The 23653-nt window shown below is 71.4% G+C and carries 20 protein-coding genes; 15 read left to right on the plus strand and 5 right to left on the minus strand.

Going from position 1 to position 23653, the window contains the following annotated elements; all coding sequences use genetic code 11:
- Positions 1-2: 2 nt before the first annotated feature.
- From CU044_RS08435 to CU044_RS08450, 4 genes are all read right to left on the minus strand, one after another.
- The gene (locus CU044_RS08435) at positions 3-881 is read right to left on the minus strand and encodes a carbohydrate ABC transporter permease (protein ID WP_129767851.1); all 879 of its coding nucleotides are present in this window, start codon (positions 879-881) and stop codon (positions 3-5) included.
- A complete protein-coding gene (locus CU044_RS08440) occupies positions 881-1858 on the minus strand; it encodes a sugar ABC transporter permease (protein WP_129767852.1) in 978 nt (325 codons plus the stop codon). Before CU044_RS08440 ends, CU044_RS08435 begins: the two co-directional genes overlap by 1 nt.
- Entirely contained in the window at positions 1855-3168 is a 1314-nt protein-coding gene (locus CU044_RS08445; RefSeq protein WP_129767853.1) for an extracellular solute-binding protein, read from the minus strand. The genes CU044_RS08440 and CU044_RS08445 overlap by 4 nt, the downstream gene beginning before the upstream one ends.
- A 159-nt stretch (positions 3169-3327) precedes the next feature.
- The gene (locus CU044_RS08450) at positions 3328-4293 is read right to left on the minus strand and encodes an acetylxylan esterase (RefSeq protein WP_129767854.1); all 966 of its coding nucleotides are present in this window, start codon (positions 4291-4293) and stop codon (positions 3328-3330) included.
- Between the two features lie 221 nt (positions 4294-4514).
- On the opposite strand from CU044_RS08450, the gene CU044_RS08455 reads away from it, so the two are divergent.
- The 6 genes from CU044_RS08455 to CU044_RS08480 all read left to right on the plus strand — a co-directional run bounded on the left by CU044_RS08455 (position 4515) and on the right by CU044_RS08480 (position 12570).
- A complete protein-coding gene (locus CU044_RS08455) occupies positions 4515-5618 on the plus strand; it encodes a LacI family DNA-binding transcriptional regulator (protein WP_129767855.1) in 1104 nt (367 codons plus the stop codon).
- Positions 5619-5710: 92 nt separating this feature from the next.
- Positions 5711-7324 carry an FAD-dependent oxidoreductase gene (locus tag CU044_RS08460; protein ID WP_129767856.1) on the plus strand — a complete coding sequence of 538 codons (1614 nt, stop codon included), beginning with the start codon at positions 5711-5713 and terminating at the stop codon, positions 7322-7324.
- A gap of 154 nt (positions 7325-7478) precedes the next feature.
- Positions 7479-9608: a hydantoinase/oxoprolinase family protein gene (locus CU044_RS08465; RefSeq protein ID WP_129767857.1), complete on the plus strand. Its 2130-nt coding sequence runs from the start codon at positions 7479-7481 to the stop codon at positions 9606-9608.
- Positions 9605-10222 (plus strand): hypothetical protein, encoded by a 618-nt coding sequence (locus CU044_RS08470; RefSeq protein ID WP_129767858.1) that lies wholly within the window; start codon positions 9605-9607, stop codon positions 10220-10222. The genes CU044_RS08465 and CU044_RS08470 overlap by 4 nt, the downstream gene beginning before the upstream one ends.
- Positions 10223-10226: 4 nt before the next feature.
- The gene (locus tag CU044_RS08475) at positions 10227-11507 is read left to right on the plus strand and encodes a TRAP transporter large permease subunit (protein ID WP_129767859.1); all 1281 of its coding nucleotides are present in this window, start codon (positions 10227-10229) and stop codon (positions 11505-11507) included.
- A 61-nt stretch (positions 11508-11568) separates the two neighbouring features.
- Positions 11569-12570, plus strand: a complete 1002-nt coding sequence (locus CU044_RS08480; RefSeq protein ID WP_129767860.1) for a hypothetical protein — start codon at positions 11569-11571, stop codon at positions 12568-12570.
- 57 nt (positions 12571-12627) lie between these two features.
- Here the strand turns inward: CU044_RS08480 and CU044_RS08485 are convergent, their stop codons facing one another.
- Entirely contained in the window at positions 12628-13791 is a 1164-nt protein-coding gene (locus CU044_RS08485; RefSeq protein WP_129767861.1) for a betaine/proline/choline family ABC transporter ATP-binding protein, read from the minus strand.
- A 331-nt stretch (positions 13792-14122) separates the two neighbouring features.
- Here CU044_RS08485 and CU044_RS08490 point away from each other — a divergent pair, with 331 nt between their 5' ends.
- The 9 genes from CU044_RS08490 to CU044_RS08530 all read left to right on the plus strand — a co-directional run bounded on the left by CU044_RS08490 (position 14123) and on the right by CU044_RS08530 (position 23590).
- A complete protein-coding gene (locus CU044_RS08490; RefSeq protein WP_129767862.1) occupies positions 14123-15421 on the plus strand; it encodes an alpha/beta fold hydrolase in 1299 nt (432 codons plus the stop codon).
- Positions 15422-15614: 193 nt separating this feature from the next.
- Positions 15615-15872 (plus strand): DUF5133 domain-containing protein, encoded by a 258-nt coding sequence (locus CU044_RS08495; protein ID WP_129767863.1) that lies wholly within the window; start codon positions 15615-15617, stop codon positions 15870-15872.
- A gap of 124 nt (positions 15873-15996) precedes the next feature.
- Positions 15997-16587, plus strand: a complete 591-nt coding sequence (locus CU044_RS08500) for an XRE family transcriptional regulator (RefSeq protein WP_129767864.1) — start codon at positions 15997-15999, stop codon at positions 16585-16587.
- A 143-nt stretch (positions 16588-16730) separates the two neighbouring features.
- On the plus strand, positions 16731-17696 hold the full coding sequence (locus CU044_RS08505; protein ID WP_129767865.1) for an NADPH:quinone oxidoreductase family protein: 966 nt from the start codon (positions 16731-16733) through the stop codon (positions 17694-17696).
- Positions 17693-18886 (plus strand): acyl-CoA dehydrogenase family protein, encoded by a 1194-nt coding sequence (locus tag CU044_RS08510; RefSeq protein ID WP_129767866.1) that lies wholly within the window; start codon positions 17693-17695, stop codon positions 18884-18886. Before CU044_RS08505 ends, CU044_RS08510 begins: the two co-directional genes overlap by 4 nt.
- On the plus strand, positions 18883-19989 hold the full coding sequence (locus CU044_RS08515) for an acyl-CoA dehydrogenase family protein (protein WP_129767867.1): 1107 nt from the start codon (positions 18883-18885) through the stop codon (positions 19987-19989). Before CU044_RS08510 ends, CU044_RS08515 begins: the two co-directional genes overlap by 4 nt.
- Positions 19990-20074: 85 nt before the next feature.
- On the plus strand, positions 20075-21670 hold the full coding sequence (locus CU044_RS08520) for an ABC transporter substrate-binding protein (RefSeq protein ID WP_129767868.1): 1596 nt from the start codon (positions 20075-20077) through the stop codon (positions 21668-21670).
- On the plus strand, positions 21667-22659 hold the full coding sequence (locus tag CU044_RS08525) for an ABC transporter permease (RefSeq protein WP_129767869.1): 993 nt from the start codon (positions 21667-21669) through the stop codon (positions 22657-22659). Before CU044_RS08520 ends, CU044_RS08525 begins: the two co-directional genes overlap by 4 nt.
- Positions 22652-23590 carry an ABC transporter permease gene (locus tag CU044_RS08530; RefSeq protein ID WP_129767870.1) on the plus strand — a complete coding sequence of 313 codons (939 nt, stop codon included), beginning with the start codon at positions 22652-22654 and terminating at the stop codon, positions 23588-23590. Before CU044_RS08525 ends, CU044_RS08530 begins: the two co-directional genes overlap by 8 nt.
- Positions 23591-23653: the final 63 nt, after the last annotated feature.

Genomic DNA, 23653 nt, shown 5'->3' on the forward strand with positions numbered 1-23653 from the left:
GCTCACCCCTTCAGTCCCGAGGTCGCCATGCCCTGCACCAGATAGCGCTGGAACGCGGCGAAGAAGAGCACGATCGGCAGCAGCGAGATCACCGACATCGCGAACATCGGGCCGAACGCCGACTGGCTCGACTGGTCCACGAAGTTCCGCAGGGCCAGGGTGATGGTGAACTTCTCCGGGTCGAAGAGATAGATCAGCTGGGTGAAGAAGTCGTTCCAGCTCCAGATGAAGGTGAAGATCGCCGTGGTGATCAGCGCCGGACGGGTCAGCGGCAGCACCACGGACCGGAAGGAGCGGAACGGCCCGCAGCCGTCGATCTTGGCCGCCTCCTCCAGCTCGCGGGGCAGCCCCCGCATGAACTGCACGATGAGGAAGACGAAGAACGCCTCCGTGGCCAGGAACTTCGGCAGTACCAGCGGCCAGTAGGTGTCCACCATGCCGAGCTGGTTGAAGATGATGTACTGCGGGATCAGCACCGCGTGGTGCGGCAGCATCATCGTGGCGACCATGAAGCCGAACATGACGCCCCGCATCCGGAACCGCAGCCGCGCGAAGGCATACGCGGCCAGCGAGCAGGAGAGGACGTTGCCGAGCACCGAACCCGCCGAGATCAGCAGCGAGTTGGTGAGCAGCGTGGAGACCTTCACCCCGCTCACCCCGTCCAGGGCGGTGCTGTAGTTGCTCCACTCCAGCCGGCTCGGCAGCAGTCTCAGACTGGTCAGGACCTCGTCGGCCGGTTTGAGCGAGGTGGCGAGCAGCCACACCAGCGGATAGAGCAGGACCAGCAGGATCAGCCCTGCGGCCAGATGCAGGGCGATACGGCGGCCTCGGTTGCCGGTACCGGTACGGGCGTTCCGCTTGCCGATGGCGGCAGTGGACATCAGGCCCCCTCGTTGGCGTAGAAGACCCAGGAACGTGACGTCCTGAAGAGCACGATCGTCACCGCCCCGATCCCGAGCAGCAGTGCCCACGCCATGGCCGAGGCATAGCCCATGTGCGAGGCGGAGAAGCCGCGTTCGTACAGATAGAGCGTGTAGAACATGGTCGAGTCGGCGGGGCCGCCCTTGCCCCCGCTGATCGCGAAGGCGGGGGTGAACACCTGGAACGACTGGATGGTCTCCAGCACCAGATTGAAGAAGAGGACCGGGGAGAGCATGGGCAGGGTGACGGAGACGAACTGCCGCCACCGCCCGGCTCCGTCGAGCGCCGCCGCCTCGTAGAGATCGCCGGGTATCTGCTGGAGACCGGCCAGGAAGATCACCATGGGCGCGCCGAACTGCCAGACGGCCAGCAGGGCGACCACGAGGACCGACAGATCGGGATCGGCGACCCAGCCTCCGGTGCGGACGCCGATCCGGCCGAGCAGGTCGTCGACCGTACCGCCGTCGTTGTACAGCGCCCGCCACACCAGCGCGATCGACATACTGGCCCCGAGCAGGGACGGAGCGTAGAAGGCGGAGCGGTAGAAGCCCCGGCCGGAGCGCATGTTCTTCAGGAGCAGCGCGACGCCGAGGGCGAGGGCCAGTTTCAGCGGGACCGCCACCACCACGAAGATCAGTGTGGTGCCGACCGAACGCCAGTAACGGGGATCCTCGAAGAGCATGTCCGTGTAGTTGCGCAGCCCGACCCAGGTGGGGGCGTCGAAGAGGTTGTAGTCGGTGAAGGAGAGATAGAGCGAGACGGCCATCGGCGCGAGCGTCAGCAGCACGACGCCGAGGATCCAGGGGGAGAGGAAGACATAGGCGGGGCCCTGGCGTTCACGGCGCGGCGCGCGCCGGGACTCGCGCCCGGCGGCCGGGGGCGCGGGGGAGGGCGGAGGCGGGGATACGGTCCGACGCGGATCTCCGGTGAGGTTCATCGCAGCTCCCTCTCCGCCTCGGCGACGAATTCCCCGGCCGCCTCGGCGGGACTCGTCATGCCGTGGATCACCCGCTGGTAGATACGGGTGAAGGAGACCTGGAGCACCACATCGCCCCGGGGCGGTGCCGTCGGCGGCGGATCGACACCGTACGCGGCGATCTTCCTCCCGTACTCGAAGACCTCCTTCTCGGGTCCGCGCAGGTCCTTGCCGATCGACCGCGCGATGTCGCGGTTGGGCGGGGTGGAGCGGGTGACCCCGAGGATCTTCCCGGCCTCGGGGTCATTGAGCAGGAAGTCCGTCAGCGCTGCCGCCTCCTTGGGGTGTTCGGTGCCGGCGCCCGCCCCGATCAGGACGCTGGGCTTGAAGTACTGTCCCGCCGTGCCGTTCACGGTGGGGACGGGAGCGAGATGCACCGTGTCGCCCATCAGTGGCGCGTAGCCGAGGAACGGCCCGTCCCAGTTGAAGTCGGTGGCGGCCAGACCGCGCCCCATCGGTCCGTCCTCGATCGCGCCGCCGATCTGCGAGGTGTCCTTGGCGTGCGAGGCCGTGCCCTCCTCGCGCAGGCCGTTGGTGAACGTCCAGAACGCGGCGAGGTCCGCGGTGGTGAAGCCCAGCCGGTGCTGGGAGGCGTAGAGCTTCTTGCCGTGGCCGCGCAGCCAGTTCTCGAAGGCGTCCTCGTTCACGCCGATGTCGGTGAGGCCGGTGTACGGACGGCCGTCCGGGCCCTTCAGCCCGAGCGCGCTGATCGCGCGGCCCGCGTCGGCCCACTCCTCCCAGGTCCAGCCGGGCTCCGGTGTCTTGAGCCCGGCCTTCGCGAACACCGTCGCGTCATAGGCGAATCCGGTGGAGCCCTGCCCCATCGGCAGCGCGTACTGGCCGGGTCCGTAGCGGCCGGTGGCGACCAGCCCCGGGTCCATCGCGCCGGTACGTAGCGTGCCGTCCTCGATGTACGGGGTGAGGTCGAGCAGGGTGCCGCTCCCCGCGTACTGGGATATCTGGCGGTAGTCGAGCTGGGCGACATCGGGCAGATCGCCGCCCGCGGCCTGGGTGGCGAGCTTCTGGACGTACGCCTCGTAGCCGGCGAAGGACGTCCGTACCGTCACTCCCGGATGTCTTTTCTCGAAGAGGCGTACGGCCTCGTTGGTGCGCTCGGCGCGGTTCTCATTGCCCCACCAGCTGAAGGTGAGGGTGATTCCGCCGCCGCCGGCCGACCCGCCGCCGGAGCAGCCGGTCAGCAGCAGGACGAGCGCGGTGAACGCGGAGAGTGCCGCCAGAGCGGCGGTGCGGGGCGGGGCGGGCAGTCTCATGACCGTGCCTCCTGGTGAACCGATTTCTGACATCGTTGTCGGAAAGCGCTTTCTCCGGGAAACCTAGGGTTAACCCCAGGTGCCGGTCAAGAGGTGTTCCCTTTCGGCTCGTTGCCGGACGGCGCCGGGAGGCCGGGTGGGCGGCGCCCGGTCAGGGCGTCACAACCGGTCCGCCAGCCAGGCCAGTTGGACGGCCTCCTGGTACGGGCCGCCGCCCTCGTGGTCGTTGAAGTCGTACACCTCGATCGATTTGTCCTCGTGCGCATAGGCGTTGAAGGCCCCGAAGACCGTGGACGGCGGGCAGGTCTCGTCCTCCAGGGCCACCGAGAACAGCGCCGGAGCCCGTCCGCGCGCCGCGAAGTGCACCCCGTCGAAGTAGCTGAGCGTCCGCCAGGCGTCCGCCGTCCTGCCCCGGTAGGTCTTCAGGTAATTGCCCACCTCGCGGTACGGATTGCGGTCGGTGATCGTCGTCGCGCGCGGGAAGTCGCAGAGGAACGGCACATCGGGCGCGATCGCCGCGAGACCCGGCACCAGCCCGCCCACCGCGAGCGTGATCCCGCCGCCCTGGCTCGTGCCCAGGGCCACCGTGCGCGAGGCGTCGGCGAGGGGGTGGGAGCGTGCGGCCTCCACGGCGCGTACCGCGTCGGCGAAGAGCCGCCGGTAGTAGAACGCGTACGGGTCCTCGATGCCCCGGGTCAGAAAGCCGGGGTACGAGGAGGCGCTGCCCACCGGGTCGGGGGTGTCGCCACCGTTCCAGGCGCCGCCCTGTCCCCGCGTGTCCATCACGAAGTGTGCGAAGCCGGCCGAGCCCCAGAGCAGATGGGTGTGCGGCAGGCCGCGCCCGCCGCCGTAACCGAGGTACTGCACCACCACGGGCAGGGGTTCGGACGTCCCCGCGGGCAGGACGAACCAGCCCTTGACCGGATGGCCGCCGAACCCGGCGAAGGTCACATCGAACACATCCAGCGTGGCGAGTCCCGTCGGGACGGGAACGAAGCGGGCGTCGAGCGCGTGGTCGCGCGTCTCGGCGAGGGTGGCGGCCCAGAAGCGGTCGAAGTCCTCCGGCTCCGCGGACCGGCTCCGGTAGCCGCGGAGTTCGTCGAGGGGCAGGTCGAACAGGGGCATGGAGGGCCACCTTCGCTGAGGAGAGAGGGTCACAGGAGACGGAAGATCACACCGTACGACCGCGGGCCCCTGGGCAGAAGTCCCGGGCGGAAGTCCGCGAAGGAGTCCGGAAAGAAGTCCGGTCCGCCCTCTTGACCCCGATCGCCCGGAGGTCCACAGTGCTCGTTAATGCGCATTACTAATGCGCATTAACGATTCCAGAGGAGCATGAGGAGCAACCGGTGGACGAACCAAGGAAGCGTTCCCGGCCAGGCCGGGCCCCCGCACCGGCCGGGCGCACCGCGCGGCCGCGTCAGTCGGAGGTCGCCCGGCTGGCCGGGGTCTCGCAGGCCACGGTCTCGCTGGTGCTCGCGGGAAAGAAGCAGGGCGCCACGATCTCGGAGGAGACGCGGCGCAAGGTGCTGGACGCGGCCCGCAGCCTCGGTTACGTACCCGATCCGGCGGCCCGCAGGCTCGCGGCGGCGCGCAACGACCTGCTCGGTGTCTTCAGCTTCACCGCCACCTTCCCGACGGATGTGCAGCACTCGTACTACCCGTTCCTGGTCGGTGTCGAGCAGGAGGCCGCCGCGCGCGGCTACGACCTGGTGCTCTTCACCGGTTCGAGCACCGGCGGCGCGGGGGCCGCCGGGCCCGACGCCCTCAGCAGGGTGCGGCTGGCCGACGGCTGTCTCTTCCTCGGCCGCCATGTACCGGCCGGGGAGCTGCGGCGGCTGGTCGCCGACGGCTTCCCCGTCGTCCATATCGGCCGCAGGGACGAACTGGAGGGCCTGGCCTGGGTCGGCGCCGACTATGTCAGCGCGAGCCGTGAGGTGGTCGGCCGGCTCGCCGCGCTCGGCCACCGCGGGATCGTGCTCATCCGCGAGGACGACGACGCGCCCGCCTCCACCGACCGTGAACACGGCTTCCTCAAGGGGCTGGAGGCGGCCGGTCTGCCCGGCGGCCCCGCCGCCGTCTTCCGCTCGGCCGCCCCGGAGCGCGAACTGACCGCGGAGCGGCTGCGCGGATGGCTCGACGACGGTGTGACCGCCTTCGTCGCCGAGGAGACCGACACGGGCGGCGCCTGGCGCGCGCTGCGTACGGCCGTCCGTGACGCGGGGATCGACTGCCCGCGCGAGGTCTCGCTCGCACTGCTCGGCTCGCCGCCCCCGGACCTGGCGGACGGTCCGCGGCCCACCGGATTCGACATCCCCAGAACCCGGCTGGGCGCTGCGGCGGTACGTCTGCTCGCCGCGCTGGTGGCGGGGGAGGAGGCCACGGAACCGCTGGTGTCCTGCGTCTTCAGGGCCGGTGCCACCGCCGGTCCGCCTCCGCCGCCCGCCCCGTAGCGGGCCCGGCACCCCTCCTCGTCTCACCCCGTCCCCATGGCACAACGCACAACACGCACCACACGGCACAACACAGCATCACAAGGAGATCCGTGATACCCGAACCGGACATTCTCATCGTCGGCGGCGGACTCGGCGGCGTGGCCGCGGCACTCGCCGCCTGCCGGGCCGGGCGCAGTGTCGTCCTCACCGAGGAGACCGACTGGATCGGCGGCCAGCTCACCTCACAGGCCGTCCCGCCGGACGAGCACCCCTGGGTCGAGCAGTTCGGCACCACCGCCTCGTACCGTCACCTACGCGAATCCATCCGGGACTTCTACCGCCAGTGGTACCCGATGCGGTCCGAGGCCCTCGCCCTCACCTCGCTCAACCCCGGCGCCGGGCGCGTCAGCAAGCTCTGTCACGAGCCACGTGTCGCCCTCACCGTCATGGAATCCATGCTCGCCCCCCACCGGGCCGCCGGGCGGCTCACCCTCCTCACCGAGCACCGGCCGGTCGCCGCCGAGGCGGCCGGGGACGACACCGTACGGAGCGTCACCGTCGAGAGCCTGCGCGACGGCGGCCGGCGCACGATCGCCGCGCGCTATGTCATCGACGCCACCGAGACGGGCGAACTGCTCGAACTCGCGGGCGTGGAGCACGTGGTGGGCGCCGAGGCCCGCGCCGAGTTCGACGAGCCGCACGCGCCCGAGACGGCGCAGCCGCTCAACCAGCAGGGCATCACGGTCTGTTTCGCGCTCTCGCACCACGAGGGCGAGGACCACACGATCGAGAAGCCCGCCGACTACGACTTCTGGCGCTCCTACCGCCCCGATTTCTGGCCGGGGCCGCTGCTCGGCTTCCTCGCCCCCGACCCCCGCACCCTGGAGGCCGTGCCGCGTACCTTCGTACCCAACCCCGCTCTCGACCCGCTCGATGTCACCGCCGACCAGAGCGCCGACGCGGGGGACAAGGAACTCTGGGGCTTCCGCCGGATCCTCGCCCGCAAGCTGCACAGGGACGGTGCCTTCGACTCCGACATCACCCTGGTCAACTGGCCGCTCAACGACTACTGGCTGAAGCCGCTGATCGGCGATGGCGCCGAAACCGCCGCCCAAGCGGTCGCCGGGGCACGGCAGTTGTCGCTCTCCGTTCTGTACTGGCTCCAGACAGAGGCGCCGCGCGCCGACGGCGGCACCGGCTTTCCCGGGCTGCGTCCGCGCCCCGATGTCACCGGCACCCCCGACGGCCTCGCCAAGGCGCCGTACGTACGCGAATCGCGCCGGATCAAGGCCGTCACCACCATCACCGAGCACGATGTCGCGATCGATCTGGTCGGTCCGTACGGCGGCACCCGCTACCGGGACTCGGTCGGCGTCGGCAACTACCGCATCGATCTGCACCCCTCCACCGGCGGCGACAGCTACGTCGACATCGGGTCCGTGCCCTTCGAGATCCCGCTCGGCGCGCTCGTACCACGCCGTGTCCGCAATCTGCTGCCCGCCGGAAAGAACATCGGCACCACCCACATCACCAACGGCTGCTACCGGCTCCACCCGGTGGAGTGGAACATCGGCGAGGTCGCCGGTGCCCTGGCCGCCCACTGTCTCGCCGAAGGCGTGGAACCGCACCAGGTCCAGTCCGAGGACAAGCGGTTCGACGCGTTCGCCGGAGTGCTCGACCGCGCCGGAGTCCAGCGCAACTGGCCCGACGTGCGCGGCTACTGACGCGCCTCGTCGCCCATCCCGGCGGACGGGGACGGCCGGACGGAAGCAGCTCCACCTGTCTCCGCCCGGCCCACCGCCCGCGTACCGGTCCTGACCGGCCGACCACATCGGCCGGTCAGGACCTGCCCACCGTGCACAAGGAGGTGCCCATACCATGACCACCCACCGCATCCGCGTCGGCATCGACGTGGGCGGAACCTTCACCGACGCCGTGGCGGTCGACGCCACGACCCTCGAACTGCTGGGGCAGGTGAAGGTTCCCACCAGCCACCACCACGAGGACGGCGTCGCCCACGGCATCGTGGAAGCGCTCGGCCGACTGCTGGACCGTACCGGCCACGCCCCTGAGGACGTCGCCTTCCTGGCCCACGGCACGACCCAGGCTACCAACGCCCTGCTGGAGGGCGACGTGGCCACCGTCGGACTGATCGGCATCGGCTCCGGTCCCGGCGCCGCGCTCACCCGCAGGCTCGCCGCCCTCGGCAAGCTCGAACTCACCCCCGGCAAGCGGCTCCCGCTCCACTACGCGCATGTGCCCGACCCCGAGGACACCGCCGCCGTACGGAGCGCGGTCGACGACGTCGTACGGGAAGGAGCCGAAGTCCTGGTCGCCACGCAGCCGTTCAGCGTGGACCGGCCGGAGGGCGAGGACGCCGTGCTCGACGCGGCCCGCGGCCGGGACCTGCCGCTGACCGCCGCGCACGAGATCACCTCGCTCTACGGGCTCCACAAGCGGACCCGTACCGCCGTGGTCAACGCGGCGATCCTGCCCCGGATGCTCGCCACGGCCGATCTGGTCGACGCCTCCATCACCAAGGCGGGGGTCAGCGCACCGCTGATGGTGATGCGCTGCGACGGCGGTGTGATGTCCCTGGACGAGATGCGCCGCAGACCGCTGCTGACCGTGCTGTCGGGACCCGCGGCGGGGGTGGCGGGCGCCCTGATGCGGGAGCGGATCAGCGAGGGCCTGTTCCTGGAGACCGGCGGCACCTCCACCGACATCAGTGTCGTACGGCGCGGCAAGGTCGCCGTACGGCACGCCACCATCCTCGGCAAGACGTCCTATCTGTCCGCGCTGGACGTCAGGACGGTGGGGGTCGGCGGCGGCTCGATGGTGCGGATCGGCGGCGGGAAGGTCACCACGGTGGGTCCGCGCAGCGCGCATATCGCCGGGCTGCCGTACGCCTGCTTCGCCACCCTCGACGAGCTGCGCGACGCGACCCTCGCCACCGTCAGCCCGATGGACGACGATCCGGCCGACTACGCGGTGCTCGACGCGGCGGGCGGCCGGTTCGCACTGACCATGACCTGCGCCGCGAACGCCCTGGGACGCGTCCCGGAAGGGGACTTCGCCCGCTGCGACCAGGAGGTGGCGCGGGCGGCGCTCGCCCCGCTCGCGGCGGCGCTGGGCACCGATGTGGCGACAGCCGCCGCGCGCGTCCTGGACGCGGGCACCGGCCAGGTGAAGTCCGTGGTGGACGCGATGATCCGCGACTACCGGCTCGACAAGGACACCGCCGTCCTGGTCGGCGGGGGCGGCGGCGCCGCGTCCGTCACCCCGCATCTGGCCGCGGTCTCCGGCCAGGAGGGCAGGATCGCCCGGCACAGTGAGGTGATCAGCCCCATCGGGGTCGCCCTCGCCCTGGTCCGCGAACAGATCGAACGGATCATCCCGGGCGCGGGCCAGGAACAGATCCTCGCCGTACGCGCCGAGGCCGAGCGCGCCGTCATCGCCCAGGGCGCGGCGGCCGACGGCGTCGAGGTCGAGGTCACCGTCGATCCGCAGACCCACACCGTCCGCGCGGTCGCCACCGGCGCCACCGAACTGCGCACCCAGGACCGCGCCCACCGCGCCGACGCCGACGAACGGCTGCGTGCCGCCGCCGCGAGCCTCAGGACCGGTCCCGCGGAGGTACGGATCCTGGCGGACACCCCGTCCCACACCGTCTACGGCACCGAAGTGCGCCGCCGGTTCCGCGCCACCCGCCATCCGGTGCGGGTCGTCGACGCCGACGGCGTCGTACGGCTCCACGCGCCGGACGCCCGCGTCGAGACCACCACCGCCGGCCGCGCCCCCGAGGTACTGGCCGGGCTGGTGGGCGAGGCCACCTCGTACGGCGACGGCGGCGTCCGGGCCCCCGCGCTGCGCCTCCTCATCGGTGCCAGGATCGCCGACCTCTCGGGAGTCCTGGACCCGCAGCCGCTGCTGGCCCTCGCCCGGGGCGAACTCCGGGCCCGCGCCGCCGACGAACCGGTCATCGCCGTGCTGGAGGTCCGGACATGACCCGTACGGTCACCACCGAGCGGGCCGTCCGCGAACTGGCGGAACTCGACGACATCGAGTTCGCCGTGCGCCTCCTCGCCGCCACCCCCACCCAAGAGGGCCGCGATCCTGGACTGCTGCGCCAATGGGCGTACGCCGCCGAGGAGTTCGGCGCGGGGCTCGACCCCGCGCGGTGCACGGCCCGGATCGTCGAGCGCGACGGCGGTCTGGAACGGGGGCTCATCGCGCGCTACACCTCCCGGCCCCCGGCCGTCGAGCTGTACACCGATACCCTCGCCGCCGCCGAGGAACTGGTCGACCGGCTCGGCTGGCGCGACTGGTACCCCGTCGGATCCGTACGCGCCGCCGCCCTCGCCCATGAGGCCGTCCACCAGCGGCTGCACCGCGGACCGGCCAAGGCCGCTCTGCGCCGCTCCCTCGGCCATGTCGTGCTGCGCCTCGGCCGCCGCACGGTGTACGGCCATGTCGCGGGCGCCGACGAGATCGCCGCCCATGCCCACGCCCGCGCGGTCTGCGGTCTGGGCCGCAGCCCGCTGCTGCTGACCGCCGCGCTCGCCGCCACGGCCTCCCCGCACGGAGCCGCCGCGGCCCACCCGCACGGAAGAGAGAAGTAACGCCATGGGCGTCGTCATTCTGCTGATCATGGCGGCCGGGGTGGCCGCGATGCTGACCCGCAAACTCCCCACGGCCTTCGCGCTCGTCCTGCTGGCCGTCGCCATCGCGCTGGTCGCCGGCGCCCCGGCGACCGGCGAGAACAGTGTGCTGGACACGGTGCTCCAGGAGGGCGCCCCCACGCTCGCCGCCACCATGATCGCCATCCTGCTGGGCTCCTGGCTCGGCAGACTGCTCGACGAGACCGGGATCGCGGGCACGCTCGTCCGTAAGATCGTCGAATTCGGCGGCGACCGGCCCGTGGTGGTCGCCCTCGGCGTACTGGCCGTCTCCACCCTGGTCGGTACCGTCACGGGCTCGGCGCCGGCCGCGATGCTCGCCGGGATCATCGGCATCCCCGCGATGATCGCCGTCGGCATCCCGAAGGTCACCGCCGCGGGCACGATTCTGATGGGCATCGCCGCCGGTATGCCCTTCGAACTGCCCGTCTGGCAGTTCTTCTCCAGCGCGCTGGAACTGCCCGTCCCGACCGTGCGCGGCTTCATGATCAAACTGTTTCCGTTCGCACTGGCCGCGGCGGTCCTGTTCGTCCTCATCGAGACCCGCCGCAAGGGCGTCGAGCACGCCTGGTCCCTCAAGTCCGTCCCGGAGAAGCCGCTCTCACGCCGTCAGCGGCTCGGTGACGCGCCCTGGTACGCGCTGCTCACCCCGGCCGTGCCCCTGATCCTCGCGCTCGGCCTCGACGTGGCCATCGTGCCCTCGCTGCTGGCGGGCGTGATGTACGCACTGGTCACCACGACCCGGCCGGGGGAGATGAACAAGCGGCTGCTGCGCACGCTCTACAGCGGTTTCGAGATCGCCGCCGCGCCGATCGCGCTGTTCATCGCCATCGGGATCCTGCTGGCCGCGGTGAAGCTGCCGGGCGCGGTGGAGGCACTGGAACCGCTGGTGAAGGCGGTCAGCCCGCAGAACCCCGTGCTGTTCGTCCTCGTCTTCACCCTGCTGGTACCGCTCTGTCTCTACCGGGGCCCGCTCAATGTGTTCGGCCTCGGCGCGGGCATCGCCGGGGTGCTCATCGCCACCGGGATCTACCCGGCCGTGGCGGTGCTCGGCCTGGCCACCTCGTACAACCAGGTCTTCGGTGTGGCCGACCCGACCAGCACCCAGACGGTGTGGAGCGCGCAGTACGCGGGCGTCACCCCGCAGCAGGTGATGGCGCGCACGCTGCCGTATGTCTGGCTCGTCGCGCTCGGCGGATTCATCGTCACCGCCGCGACGTACCTCTGACGACCCCCATGTACCTCTGACGACCCCCATGCTCCTGACACTCACTGGGACGGAGAACCTCATGACCGAGCCGCAGAATCCGAGCCGCCGTATCTTCCTGCGCGGCGCCGTCGCCACCTCGGCCGTACTGGCGGCGGGCGTCGGGACCGCGCCGGGCGCCGCCGCGGCCCCCGGCGGTTTCCCCGACTACCGTTATGTCAAAACCCTGCTGACGCCCTCTCAGCTGAAGTACAACCCCACCGGCGAGATCATCTTCCCGTGCATCCGGGGGACCGCGGGCCGGATCGCGGGCGCGCTGGGCCGCTACTACCTCTACTACGCGCCGCACGACGCGCCCGGCGGTATCTGCCTGGCGTACGGCGACTCCCTGGAAGGCCCGTTCACGGAGTACCCGGCCAATCCGCTGGTCTCCCGCACCTGGCAGCCCCACTACTCCGTCAGCCATGTCTCGTCCCCGCACGTCCTGTGGAACGAGGACGCCAAGGAGATGTGGCTCTACTTCCACGGCGAGAACACCACCACGAGGCTCGCCCGCTCCAAGGACGGCATCACCTTCACCTACGACAAGGTCGTCCTGTCGACCTCGATGCTGCCCGCCGGGTCCACGGAGGCCTCGTACGCACGGGTCTTCGCCCATGACCTGCCGTCGAGGAACGCCCGCTACGTCATGCTCTTCATGCTCAACAACACCACCAACCACCGTGATATCGCCTGGGGCTGGTCACCGGACGGCCGGAACTGGACCTTCGACCAGACACCGCTCGTACGCCACTCGGACGTCGGCGCGGTCAATGTCGGCGGCCCGCATCTGCTGACCCGGAACGGCAGCACGTATGTCGTCTACAACAAGGACAAGGAGAGCGGCGGCGACCTCATGATCACGGAGGTCGGCAACGACTTCACGCGCCGACAGCACCTCGGCGTCTTCTACAACTCCGCCGCCGGCGCCCCGGACAACGGCCGCAGCGCCGCTCCGAGCTTCGGTACGCAGGGCGGAGTGCCGTACATGGTCTACGAGGCGGGGGAGCGGCTCGCCGGATCGATCGCCGTCGCCCGCGGATAGCGCGCGCCGGTACGGGACCCGGCCACCGAGCCGGGTCCCGTACCGGCGGCCGCCCGCTCACGCGTCCGACACCGAGTCGAAGTCGACCTCGTCGCGCCCGATGCCCTGGGCGTCCGCGTCCACCGAGCGGCGCAGCGCCTCGTGCAGCTTCGCCGGGGTCAGCACCCCGGCGAAGCGTGCCCCTTCCAGCACCGCCACCCACCCCGCGTCATGCTGGAGCATCTCGCTGAACGCCTGCTTCAGCGGGGACCCGAGCGGTACCCACGCCTCCATCCGGCGGGCCAGATCACCGACCGAGCCCCGCTCCCGGGCCTGCGCCAGCGCGTCGGCGGAGACCCAGCCGTGCAGTTCGCCGTCCCCGTTCAGCACCACCGCCCAGCGGGCCCGCTGGGCGCGCATCCGCGCCGCCGCGTCCCGGGCGGGCTCATCGGTCCTCGCGACCGGCGGCTGCTCCAGATCGGCCGGCTCGACGGCGGTCACCGAGAGCCGTTTCAACCCCCGGTCCGCGCCGACGAACCGGGCCACATAGGGCGTGGCGGGGGTGCCGAGAACCGCCCCCGGCCTGTCGTACTGCTCGATACGGCCCTCCCCGTACACCGCGATACGGTCCCCCATCCGCACCGCCTCCTCGATGTCGTGCGTCACCAGCAGCACCGTCTTGCGCACCGTCGCCTGGAGCTTCAGGAACTCGTTCTGAAGCCGTTCGCGCACCACCGGGTCCACCGCGCCGAACGGCTCGTCCATCAGCAGCACCGGGGGATCGGCGGCCAGAGCGCGCGCCACGCCCACCCGCTGGCGCTGCCCGCCCGACAGCTGCGCCGGGTAGCGCGGACCGTACGTCGCCGGGTCGAGCCCCACCAGTTCGAGCAGTTCCGCCGCCCGTTCGCGCGCCTTGGCCTTCTTCCAGCCGATCAGGGCGGGCACGGTCGCGGTGTTGTCGAGGACCGTCCGGTGCGGGAAGAGCCCCACCTGCTGGATGACATAACCGATCCGGCGGCGCAACTGGACCGGGTCGACCCCCGAGATGTCCCGGCCCTCCACGAAGATACGGCCCGAGGTGGGCTCGATCAGCCGGTTAACCATCATCATGGTGGTCGTCTTGCCGCAGCCGGAAGGGCCCACCAGCGTCACCAGTTCGCCCTCGTCGACGTCGAAGGAGAGCTCGTCAACGGCGGCCGTTCCGTCCGGGTAGACCTTGCTGACCTGCTCGAACCGGATCATGACCTCACGCTAGGAGCGGGCGGGCCGCCGCGCGCGCGGACCGGGACTGTCCGGGGACGCGGACCGGGACCGTCCGGGGACGCGGACCGGGACCGTCCGGGGACGCGGGCCGGGACCGTCCGGGGAACCGCGTACCCGCCGCACCGCGCTGAACGGAGACGCTCCCGTGGCCGTACAGGTCGTCACACGCCATCACGGGCCGGGGCGAGCCCGAACGGGACGGTCCGAGCGGGACGGTCCTGAGCGGGGCGGTCTCCGCCCGGCCGTGGCCCGTGTGCTGAACTGTCCGGCGTGACTGCCCCGGAAGGGGCGAGCGAGAACAGGAGCACCCTTGACCAGCTACCGTCAGCCCGGCGTTGTCCTCACCGACCACCGCTTCACGGTCCCGCTGGACCACGGCGATCCGTCGGGGGAGCGGATCGAGCTGTTCGCCCGCGAAGTCGTCGCGAGCGCACGGACGGAGGCCGATCTGCCCTGGCTGGTGTACCTGGAGGGCGGTCCCGGTTTCGGCGCGCGCCGGTTCATCGGCCGGCAGGCGTGGCTCGGCCGCGCCCTGAAGGAGTTCCGGGTACTGCTCCTCGACCAGCGCGGCACCGGCCTCTCCACCCCCGTCAACCGGCAGACCCTGCCCCTGCACGGTGACCCGCGGGGGCAGGCGGACTATCTCGCGCACTTCCGCGCCGACTCGATCGTGCGGGACTGCGAGACGATACGTCCGCTGCTGACCGGCGGTGCCCCGTGGACCGTGCTCGGCCAGAGCTTCGGCGGTTTCTGCGCCACCCACTACCTCTCCACCGCCCCCGAGGGCCTGGAGACCGTGCTGATCACCGGTGGACTGCCCTCGCTGGACGCCACGGCCGACGAGGTCTACCGCGCCGCGTACCCGCGGATCGCGCGCAAGGTGGAGGCGTTCTACGCCCGCTATCCGCAGGACATCGGCGCGGCCCGCCGGATCGCGAAGTATCTGGCCGAGCACCGGCCCGTACTTCCCACCGGCTACGTCCTCACGCCCGAGGCGTTCCAGTCCCTGGGGATCATGCTCGGCGGCGGGGACGGCGGCCATCAGCTGCACTATCTGCTGGAGAACGCCTTCGTCCGCACGCCGAAGGGCCCGGTGCTCTCCGACGCGTTCCAGGAGAGCGTGGCCACCGCACTCTCGTTCGCCGGGCATCCGCTGTACGCCGTGCTCCACGAGGCGATCTACGGCCAGGACGGCCGGCCGACCCAGTGGGCCGCCGAGCGGGTGCGCGGTGAGTTCGCGCGGTTCGACGCGGCCAAGACCCTCGCCGGGGAAGGGCCGTTGTACTTCACGGGAGAGACCATCCACCCCTGGCACTTCGACTCCGACCCCGCACTCCGCCCGCTGCGCGAGGTCGCCGAGCTGATCGCGGCCCGTACCGACTGGGTCCCGCTCTACGACCCGGCCCGGCTGGCCGCCAACGAGGTGCCGGTCGCCGCGGCCGTCTACCACGACGACATGTACGTCGACACGGAACACTCCCTGCGCACCGCGCGCGCGATCCGGGGGCTGCGGACGTGGGTGACGGACGAGTACGAGCACGACGGAGTGCGGGCGGGCGGTCCGCATGTCCTGGACCGGCTGCTCGCGCTCGTGCGGGACGAGGGCTAGGCGACTGAATTGGACGACTGAATCCGAGGTGGGGACTGCCTCCGCGCCCGTCGTACCAGGTCAGGGCCCGGCCCGCCGGACTCACCGAGCGGATGCCGGGCGCCGGGTGGACAATGACCCGCAGGGGACCGGCGCCCTGCCGCGTGCGAAGCCGGAGGGAGCGGGTGGATCCCGAACGCGGGAGGTGGTTGGCATGTTGCTGCCGGACAGACATCTGGTGGCCGATCTGCTGGCCCGGTACCGGGCCTGGGAACGGCTGGTGCTCGCCGATCCGCTCGACGAGGAGACACGCGGACGGTTCGAGGACGTGGCGTACACCCTCTGTGTGCTGATGGGACAGCGCACCGCACGTGAGGCGATCTGGCAGGCGGAGGCGTATCTGCGCAGGATCAGGCCCGTTCCGCTGTTCCCGGACGGAACGCCGTCCGTCGCGCCGGGAGTCAAGCCGTAGAAGCCGCGAAAGCGGCAGAGGCTGCGAAAGCGGCAGAAGCCGTAGGGTCCGATCATCCGGGTCGCCACCGTGGCGGCCCGGCAAGTCCTGTTGCCGATCCGGCAATCGATGATGCAATGGGGCCATGAATGACGACGACGCCCGGCTCGAAGAAGTACTGAACGAAGTGGGACCCCGGCTGCGCAAGATCCGGCAGGAGCGCGGCGCCACACTGAGCGCGCTCTCCGAGGCCACGGGCATCTCCGTGAGCACCCTGTCGCGGCTGGAGGCGGGCCGTCGGCGCCCCAGCCTCGAACTGCTGCTGCCCATCGCCCGTGCCCATCAGGTCCCGCTCGACGAACTGGTCGGCGCGCCGCATGTCGGCGATCCCCGGGTGCGCGCCAAGCCGATCGTGTACGGCAACCGTACGATGCTGCCGCTCACCCGCCAGCCGGGCGGGCTCCAGGCGTACAAGGTCATCATCCAGCCCTCGCCGGACGACGACCGCGAACAGCGGACGCATGAGGGGTACGAGTGGCTCTATGTACTGGCGGGCCGGCTGCGGCTGCGGCTCGGTGAGCACGATGTGGTGCTCGGCGCGGGCGAGGCGGCCGAGTTCGACACGCACGTACCGCACTGGTTCGGGCCGGCCGTGGACGCGCCGGTCGAGTTCCTGAGCCTGTTCGGTCCGCAGGGCGAGCGGATGCACGTCAGGGCGCGGCCGAAGACGTCCTGAGGGGCGGATTCCAGCCGGATTCCAGCCGGATTCCAGGCGGGTTCCGAGAGGATCGCTCCCGGGCGGGATGTTCCCAGCGAGGCAAGCGACTGCTTAGTATGCGCACGAGTGAGGTACTGCCCATCGTGTGTGGAGGCCCCGAAATGCAGGCATGGCGAGTGCACCGGAACGGCGAGCCCGGCGAGGTGATGCGGCTCGAAGAGGTGGAGCGTCCCGTGCCCGGCGAGGGACAGGTCCCGCTGCTGGTCCGGGCGGCCAACATCAACTTCCCGGACGCCCTGCTATGCCGGGGGCAGTACCAGGTCACGCCGCCGCTGCCCTTCACCCCGGGCGTGGAGATCTGCGGCGAGACGGAGGACGGACGCCGGGTCATCGCCACGCCGGCGCTGCCGCACGGCGGACTGGCGGAGTACGTGGTCGCCGACGCCGCCGCGCTGCTGCCCGCGCCCGAGGCGCTGGACGACGCCGAGGTGGCGGCCCTGCACGTCGGCTATCAGACGGGCTGGTTCGGACTGCACCGGCGGGCGCGGCTCCAGCCGGGGGAGACCCTCCTCGTGCACGCGGCGGCCGGTGGCGTCGGCAGCGCGGCCGTACAGCTCGGGAAGGCGGCCGGGGCCACCGTCATCGGTGTCGTCGGAGGCCAGGACAAGGCCCGGGTGGCCCGGGAGCTGGGCTGCGACCTGGTGATCGACCGCCGTACGGACGACCTCGTCGGCGCGGTCAAGGAGGCCACCGGCGGCAGGGGCGCGGATGTCGTCTACGACCCGGTGGGCGGCGATGCCTTCGCCAAGTCCACCAAGTGCGTGGCCTTCGAGGGCCGCATCGTGATCGTGGGCTTCGCGAGCGGCGCGATCTCCACCGCCGCCCTCAATCACGCGCTGGTGAAGAACTACTCGATCCTGGGCCTGCACTGGGGCCTCTACAACACCAAGGACCCGGCGGCGGTGGCCGGTTGCCACCAGGAGCTGACCGCGCTCGCCGCCCGGGGCGCGATCAAGCCGCTCATCAGCGAGCGGGTCCCCATGAAGGACGCGGCCGACGCGGTCCAGCGGGTCGCCGACGGGATCACCACCGGACGCGTGGTCGTCCTCCCGGAGGGCGCCCGATGACGGACGCCGCCGAACTGCGCTCCCTCACCAGGGAGTTGCTGGCCCGCCGGCCACCGGCCACCACCGACCGCACCGACTTCCTCACGGCGCGCTTCGACGCGGGACTCGCCTGGGTGCACTACCCGGCCGGGCTCGGCGGGATCGGCGCGCCGCGCTCCCTCCAGGCCGTCGTGGACGCGGAGCTGGCCGCGGCGGGCGCCCCGGACAACGACCCGCGCCGGATCGGCATCGGTCTCGGCATGGCCGCGCCGACCATCCTCCGCTACGGCACCCAGGAGCAGAAGGAACGCTTCCTGCGGCCCCTGTGGGTCGGCGAGGAGGTGTGGTGCCAGCTGTTCAGCGAGCCGGGCGCCGGCTCCGACCTGGCCGCGCTCGGGACCCGCGCGGTGCGCGACGGCGACTCCGTCTCCGGCGACTGGATCGTCAACGGGCAGAAGGTGTGGACCTCCAGCGCCCATGTCGCCCGCTGGGCCATTCTCATCGCCCGTACCGATCCTGACCTGCCCAAGCACCAGGGCATCAGCTACTTCCTCTGCGATATGACCGATCCCGGTGTCGAGGTACGGCCGCTGCGCCAGATCACCGGCGAGGCCGAGTTCAACGAGGTCTTCCTGACCGACGTACGCATCCCCGACGCGCACCGTCTCGGCGGGATCGGCGAGGGCTGGAAAGTCGCCCAGACCACCCTGATGAACGAGCGCGTCTCCATCGGCGGCGCCCGCCTGCCCCGCGAGGGCGGCATGATCGGCACGGTCGCCCGCACCTGGCGCGAGCGGCCCGAGCTGCGCACCCATGAACTGCGTCAGCGGCTGCTCACCCTCTGGGTGGAGGCGGAGGTCGCGCGGCTGACCGCGGAGCGGCTGCGTCAGCAGCTCGTCGCCGGGCAACCGGGCCCCGAGGGAAGCGGGATGAAGCTCGCCTTCGCCCGGCTCAACCAGGAGATCAGCGGTCTGGAGGTCGAACTCCTCGGGGAGGAGGGCCTGTTGTACTCCGACTGGACCATGCGCAGGCCGGAGCTGGTCGACTTCACCGGACGGGACGCCGGTTACCGCTATCTGCGATCGAAGGGCAACTCCATCGAAGGCGGGACCAGCGAGGTGCTGCTGAACATCGTCGCGGAGCGCGTGCTCGGCCTGCCCTCGGAGCCGCGCAACGACAAGGACGTCGCCTGGAAGGACCTGGCCCGATGACCGACGCTTCCCCCGATCTGCTCTACTCGGACACCGAGGACGATCTGCGCGCGGCCGTACGGTCGTTGCTCACCGACCGCGCCGATGTACCGGGGGCGCTCATCCGCGCCGAAGCGGGCGATCCGTACGATGCCGAGCTGTGGACCTCGCTCTCCGCCGGGATCGGCGCGTCGGGGCTCCTCGTCCCGGAGAAGCTCGGCGGTCAGGGCGCGAGCCATCGCGAGGCCGCGGTCGTGCTGGAAGAGCTGGGCCGCGCCGTCACGGCCGCCCCGTATCTCACCAGCTCCGTGGTGGCGACCGAGACGCTGCTCGCCTGCGACGGGGAGAGCACCGAGAACACGGACGTCGCGGGCCTGCTCACCGCGCTCGCCCACGGCCACCGGGTCGCGGTGCTCGCGGTGCCGCTGTCCACCGCCCCGGACGGACCGCTCCCCGCCGGCGCGGGAACGGTGAGCGGGGTCGCCGACGCCGTACGCGCCGATGTCCTGCTCGTGGTGCGTCACGACGGGCTGTACGCGGTCGAGACGGCCTCGCCCGGGGTGACCGTCGAACCGCTCACCCCGCTCGATCTGACCCGGCCGCTCGCCGCGGTCACCGTCGACCCCGCCGCCGGGATCCGGATCGCCGGGGCGCCCGCGGCGCAGGCCGCCGTACGGCGCGGACTGCTGGCCGGGGCGGGGCTGCTCGCCTCCGAGCAGCTCGGCATCGCCGAGTGGTGTCTGGAGGAGACCGTCCGGCACACCCGCGAGCGCACGCAGTTCAACCGGCCGATCGGGTCCTTCCAGGCGCTCAAGCACCGGATGGCGCAGCTGTGGCTGGAGGTCGTCTCGGCCCGCGCGGCGGCCCGCAACGCCGCCGACGCGCTGGCCACCGGCAGCCCGGATGCCCCGCTCGCCGTGGCTCTCGCGCAGGCGTACTGCGGGCGGGTCGCGGTGCACGCGGCCGAGGAGTGCGTCCAGCTGCACGGCGGGATCGGGATGACCTGGGAGCACCCCGCGCATCTGTACCTCAAGCGCGCCAAGTCCGACGAGATCGCCTTCGGTTCGCGGGGTCCGCACCTGGAGACGCTGGCCGCGCTCGTCGATCTGCCCGGACCCCGGTAGCCCGCGTCTGGACAAGCACCCCTTTACGTGCTGTTTAATTGCGACTCGATCGCAATAACAGATGATCTTCAATAGGGGTGGACGCATGACGGCCCGATCGATACGCGGCACGGCCGCCGCGGTGCTGGCCGGAGCACTGGCCCTCACCGCGGCGGCCTGCTCGAACCCGGGCGGCTCGGGCACGGGTGGCGGGGCGAAGGACTCGGTGGTCGTCGGCATCGCCTACGAACCCGACAGCCTGAGCCCGCTCCTCGGCTACGGCAAGGACGGCAACTCCAAGATCTTCGACGGGCTGCTCGCCTACGACGGCGAGATGCGGCTCAGGCCCGCGCTCGCCACCGCCCTGCCGACGGTGAGCGACGACGGTCTGACCTACACCTACCAGCTCCGCGAGGGCGTGCAGTTCAGCGACGGCAAGCCCTTCGGCGCCAAGGACGTCGTCTTCACCTACCGCACCATCCTGGACGAGAAGACCAACAACGCGTCGAGGACCGAGCTGGACGCCGTCAAGGACATCACCGCCCGGGGCGAGCACACCGTTGTCTTCACCCTGAAGTACCCCTACGCGCCGTTCGACCGGCGGACCGTCCTGCCCATCGTGCCCGCGCACATCGCGGGCGAACAGGACGTCAACACCGGCCCGTTCACCATGAAGCCCGTCGGCACCGGCCCCTATCTCCTCACCGGCTGGTCCAAGGGCGAGAAGATCAGCTTCAAGGCCAACCCGGACTACTGGGGCGGCGCGCCCGAGGTGAAGCGGTTCACCATGGCGATCATCAAGGACGACGACGTCCGCGCCACCCGGCTGCGGGCCGGCGAACTCGACGGCGCGATCCTGCCGCCCAACCTCGCCAAGGGGTTCGCCGAGGACAGCGGCCGCAAGACCTACGACGCCACGACCTACGACTACCGCACCGTCACCCTGCCGACCCACCACAAGGTCACCGGCGACACCGCGGTCCGCAGGGCCCTCGACATCGCCGTCGACCGCGAGACCATGGTCGACCGGATCCTCGAAGGCGCGGGCAAGCCGGCCTACGGCCCGGTCCCCACCGGCAGCGAATGGTTCGCCCGGGGCACCGAACGCCGCTACGACCTCGAAGGGGCCCGGCGCATCCTGGACGAGGCGGGCTGGAAGCCGGGCAAGGACGGCGTCCGCGTCAAGGACGGGGTGCGCGCGGCCTTCCCGCTCTGGTACCTCACCGGCGACAAGCTCCGCCAGGAACACGCCCTCGCCTACGCCTCCGACGCCAAGAAGGCGGGCATCGACATCACGACCCAGGCGGGCACCTGGGAGGTCATCGAACCGCGGATGAGGCAGGACGCGGTCCTGGCCGGCGGCGGCTCGCCCGGCGACCCGGACTTCGACCAGTACACCCTGCTCAAGTCCTCCCTCGCGGGCGACGGCTTCAACAACATGGCGTGGTACGACAACCCGGCCGTCGACCGGGCCCTCGACGCGGGCCGCGAGAGCGGTGAACCGGCCGCGCGCAAGACCGCGTACGACACCGTCCAGCGCGAGCTGGTGAAGAACCCCGGGTACACCTTCCTCACCCATATCGACCACCTCTATGTGGTGAACGACCGCTGGGACGGGCTCTCCACGCAGACCGAGCCGCACGACCACGGTCTCGCGTCCGGCCCCTGGTGGAACATCGAGGACTGGACGCCGAAGAAATGAGCCGCCGCCTCCCCTGGGGGGCGATGGGGCGGATGGCGGGGCGGCGGCTGCTGTTCGCCGCCCCGGTCCTCCTCGTGGTGACCTTCGGCGTGTTCGCCGTCGCCGCGGCCTCGCCCTTCGACCCCGTGAAGGCCTACGCGGGCGCCGCGGGCCTCACCGCCTCGCAGGAGAACCTCGACCAGCTCCGGATCAACCTCGGAGTGGGTCAGCCACTCGTCCACCGCTGGTGGAACTGGCTGACCCACGCGCTCACCGGCGACCTCGGGGACTCCTCCGTACTGCGCGCGCCCGTCTCCGCCGTGATCGGCGAGCGGATCGGCTGGTCCACGCTGCTCGCCGTCACCGCCTTCGCCGTCGCCGTCCTGCTCGGCACCTCCCTCGGCGTGCTCGCCGCGCGCAGGCCCGGCGGCCCGCTCGACCGCTGCGCCGGCTCGGCCGCGTACATCCTGGAGGCCGCGCCCGCCTTCTGGCTCGGGCTTCTCGCCATCTGGTTCTTCGCGGTCACGCTCGGCGTGCTCCCGGCGGGCGGGCTCACCGACGCGGCCAGCGACACCGTCACCTTCGGGCAGGTCGCGTCGCATCTGGTGCTGCCCGCGGCCGTGCTGGGCATCTCCCAACTGCCCTGGTTCTTCCTCTACGTACGCCAGGGGGTCATGGACGCGCTCGCCGAGGACCCCGTACGCGGCGCCCGCGCCCGCGGGCTGAGCGAACGCACCGTCCTGCTCGGCCACGCCCTGCGCTCCGGCATGCTGCCGATGCTCACCCTCATCGGGTCCCGGGTGCCCGAACTCATCACCGGCGCGCTGCTCGTCGAGACGGTCTTCAGCTGGCCCGGAATCGCCGCCGCCACCGTGCAGGCGGCCACCTCCGTGGACTTCGCGCTGCTCGCCGCGCTCACGGTGCTCGCCACCGCCGCCGTGCTGATCGGGAACCTGCTCTCCGATCTGCTCTACGGACTCGCCGACCCGAGAGTGGGCTTCGATGGCTGACACCAGCACCGTCCCGGACACCACCGGCCCCGACACCACCGCCCCGGACACCACTGCCCCGGACACGGGCACGCCGGTCTGGCGCTCGCACGGGCGTACCCGCCGCTCGACCCGCACGGTCCGCGTCCGCGTCTCCGCCGGCATCGTGGCGGCCGTGGCGCTCGCCGTACTCGTCGTCCCGCTGCTCGTCCCCCTCGACCAGCAGGCCGTCGATCTGGCCAGAAAGCTCCAGGCGCCGTCCTTGGCGCACCCGTTCGGCACGGACGACGTCGGCCGCGATCTGCTGCTGCGCTGCGTCTACGGACTGCGCGTCTCGCTGCTCGTCGGACTCGTCGCGGCGCTCGTCGCCACCGTGATCGGTACGGCGGTCGGCGCGGCGGCGGCGGCCTTCGGCGGCTGGACGGACCGGATCGTCATGCGGCTCGTGGACACCTTCTCGTCCGTGCCGCATCTGCTGCTCGGCATCTTCATCGTCGCCATGTTCCGGCCCGGCGTCTGGCCGGTGATCGTGTCCGTGGCACTCACCCACTGGCTCTCCACCGCCCGTATCGTCCGCTCGGAAGTGCTCTCGCTGCGCGCGCGTCCGTATATCGACGCGGCCATCTCGGGCGGCGCGTCACGGCGGCGCGTCATCGGCCGCCATCTCCTGCCCGGCGTCATGCCGCAGGCCGGACTCGCCGCCGTGCTGATGGTGCCGCACGCGATGTGGCACGAATCCGCGCTCTCGTTCCTCGGGCTCGGGCTGCCCAGCCATCAGGCGAGCCTCGGCAATCTGGTGCAGACCGCACGCGGTTCGCTGCTGGCGGGCGACTGGTGGCCGACGCTCTTCCCCGGGCTGTTCCTGATCGTCCCCACCCTCGCCCTCGCGGGTCTCGCGGGCGCCTGGCGGGAACGGATCAATCCGCGCCGCCGATCGGAGCTGATGCTGTGAACACGCCGTCCCCGGCGGTCCCGCCGACCGTTCCCGTCAAGGCTGTTGAGCCCATTGAGCCCG

It is taken from the genome of Streptomyces sp. L-9-10 (genome assembly GCF_004151105.1).
Lineage (GTDB): Bacteria > Actinomycetota > Actinomycetes > Streptomycetales > Streptomycetaceae > Streptomyces.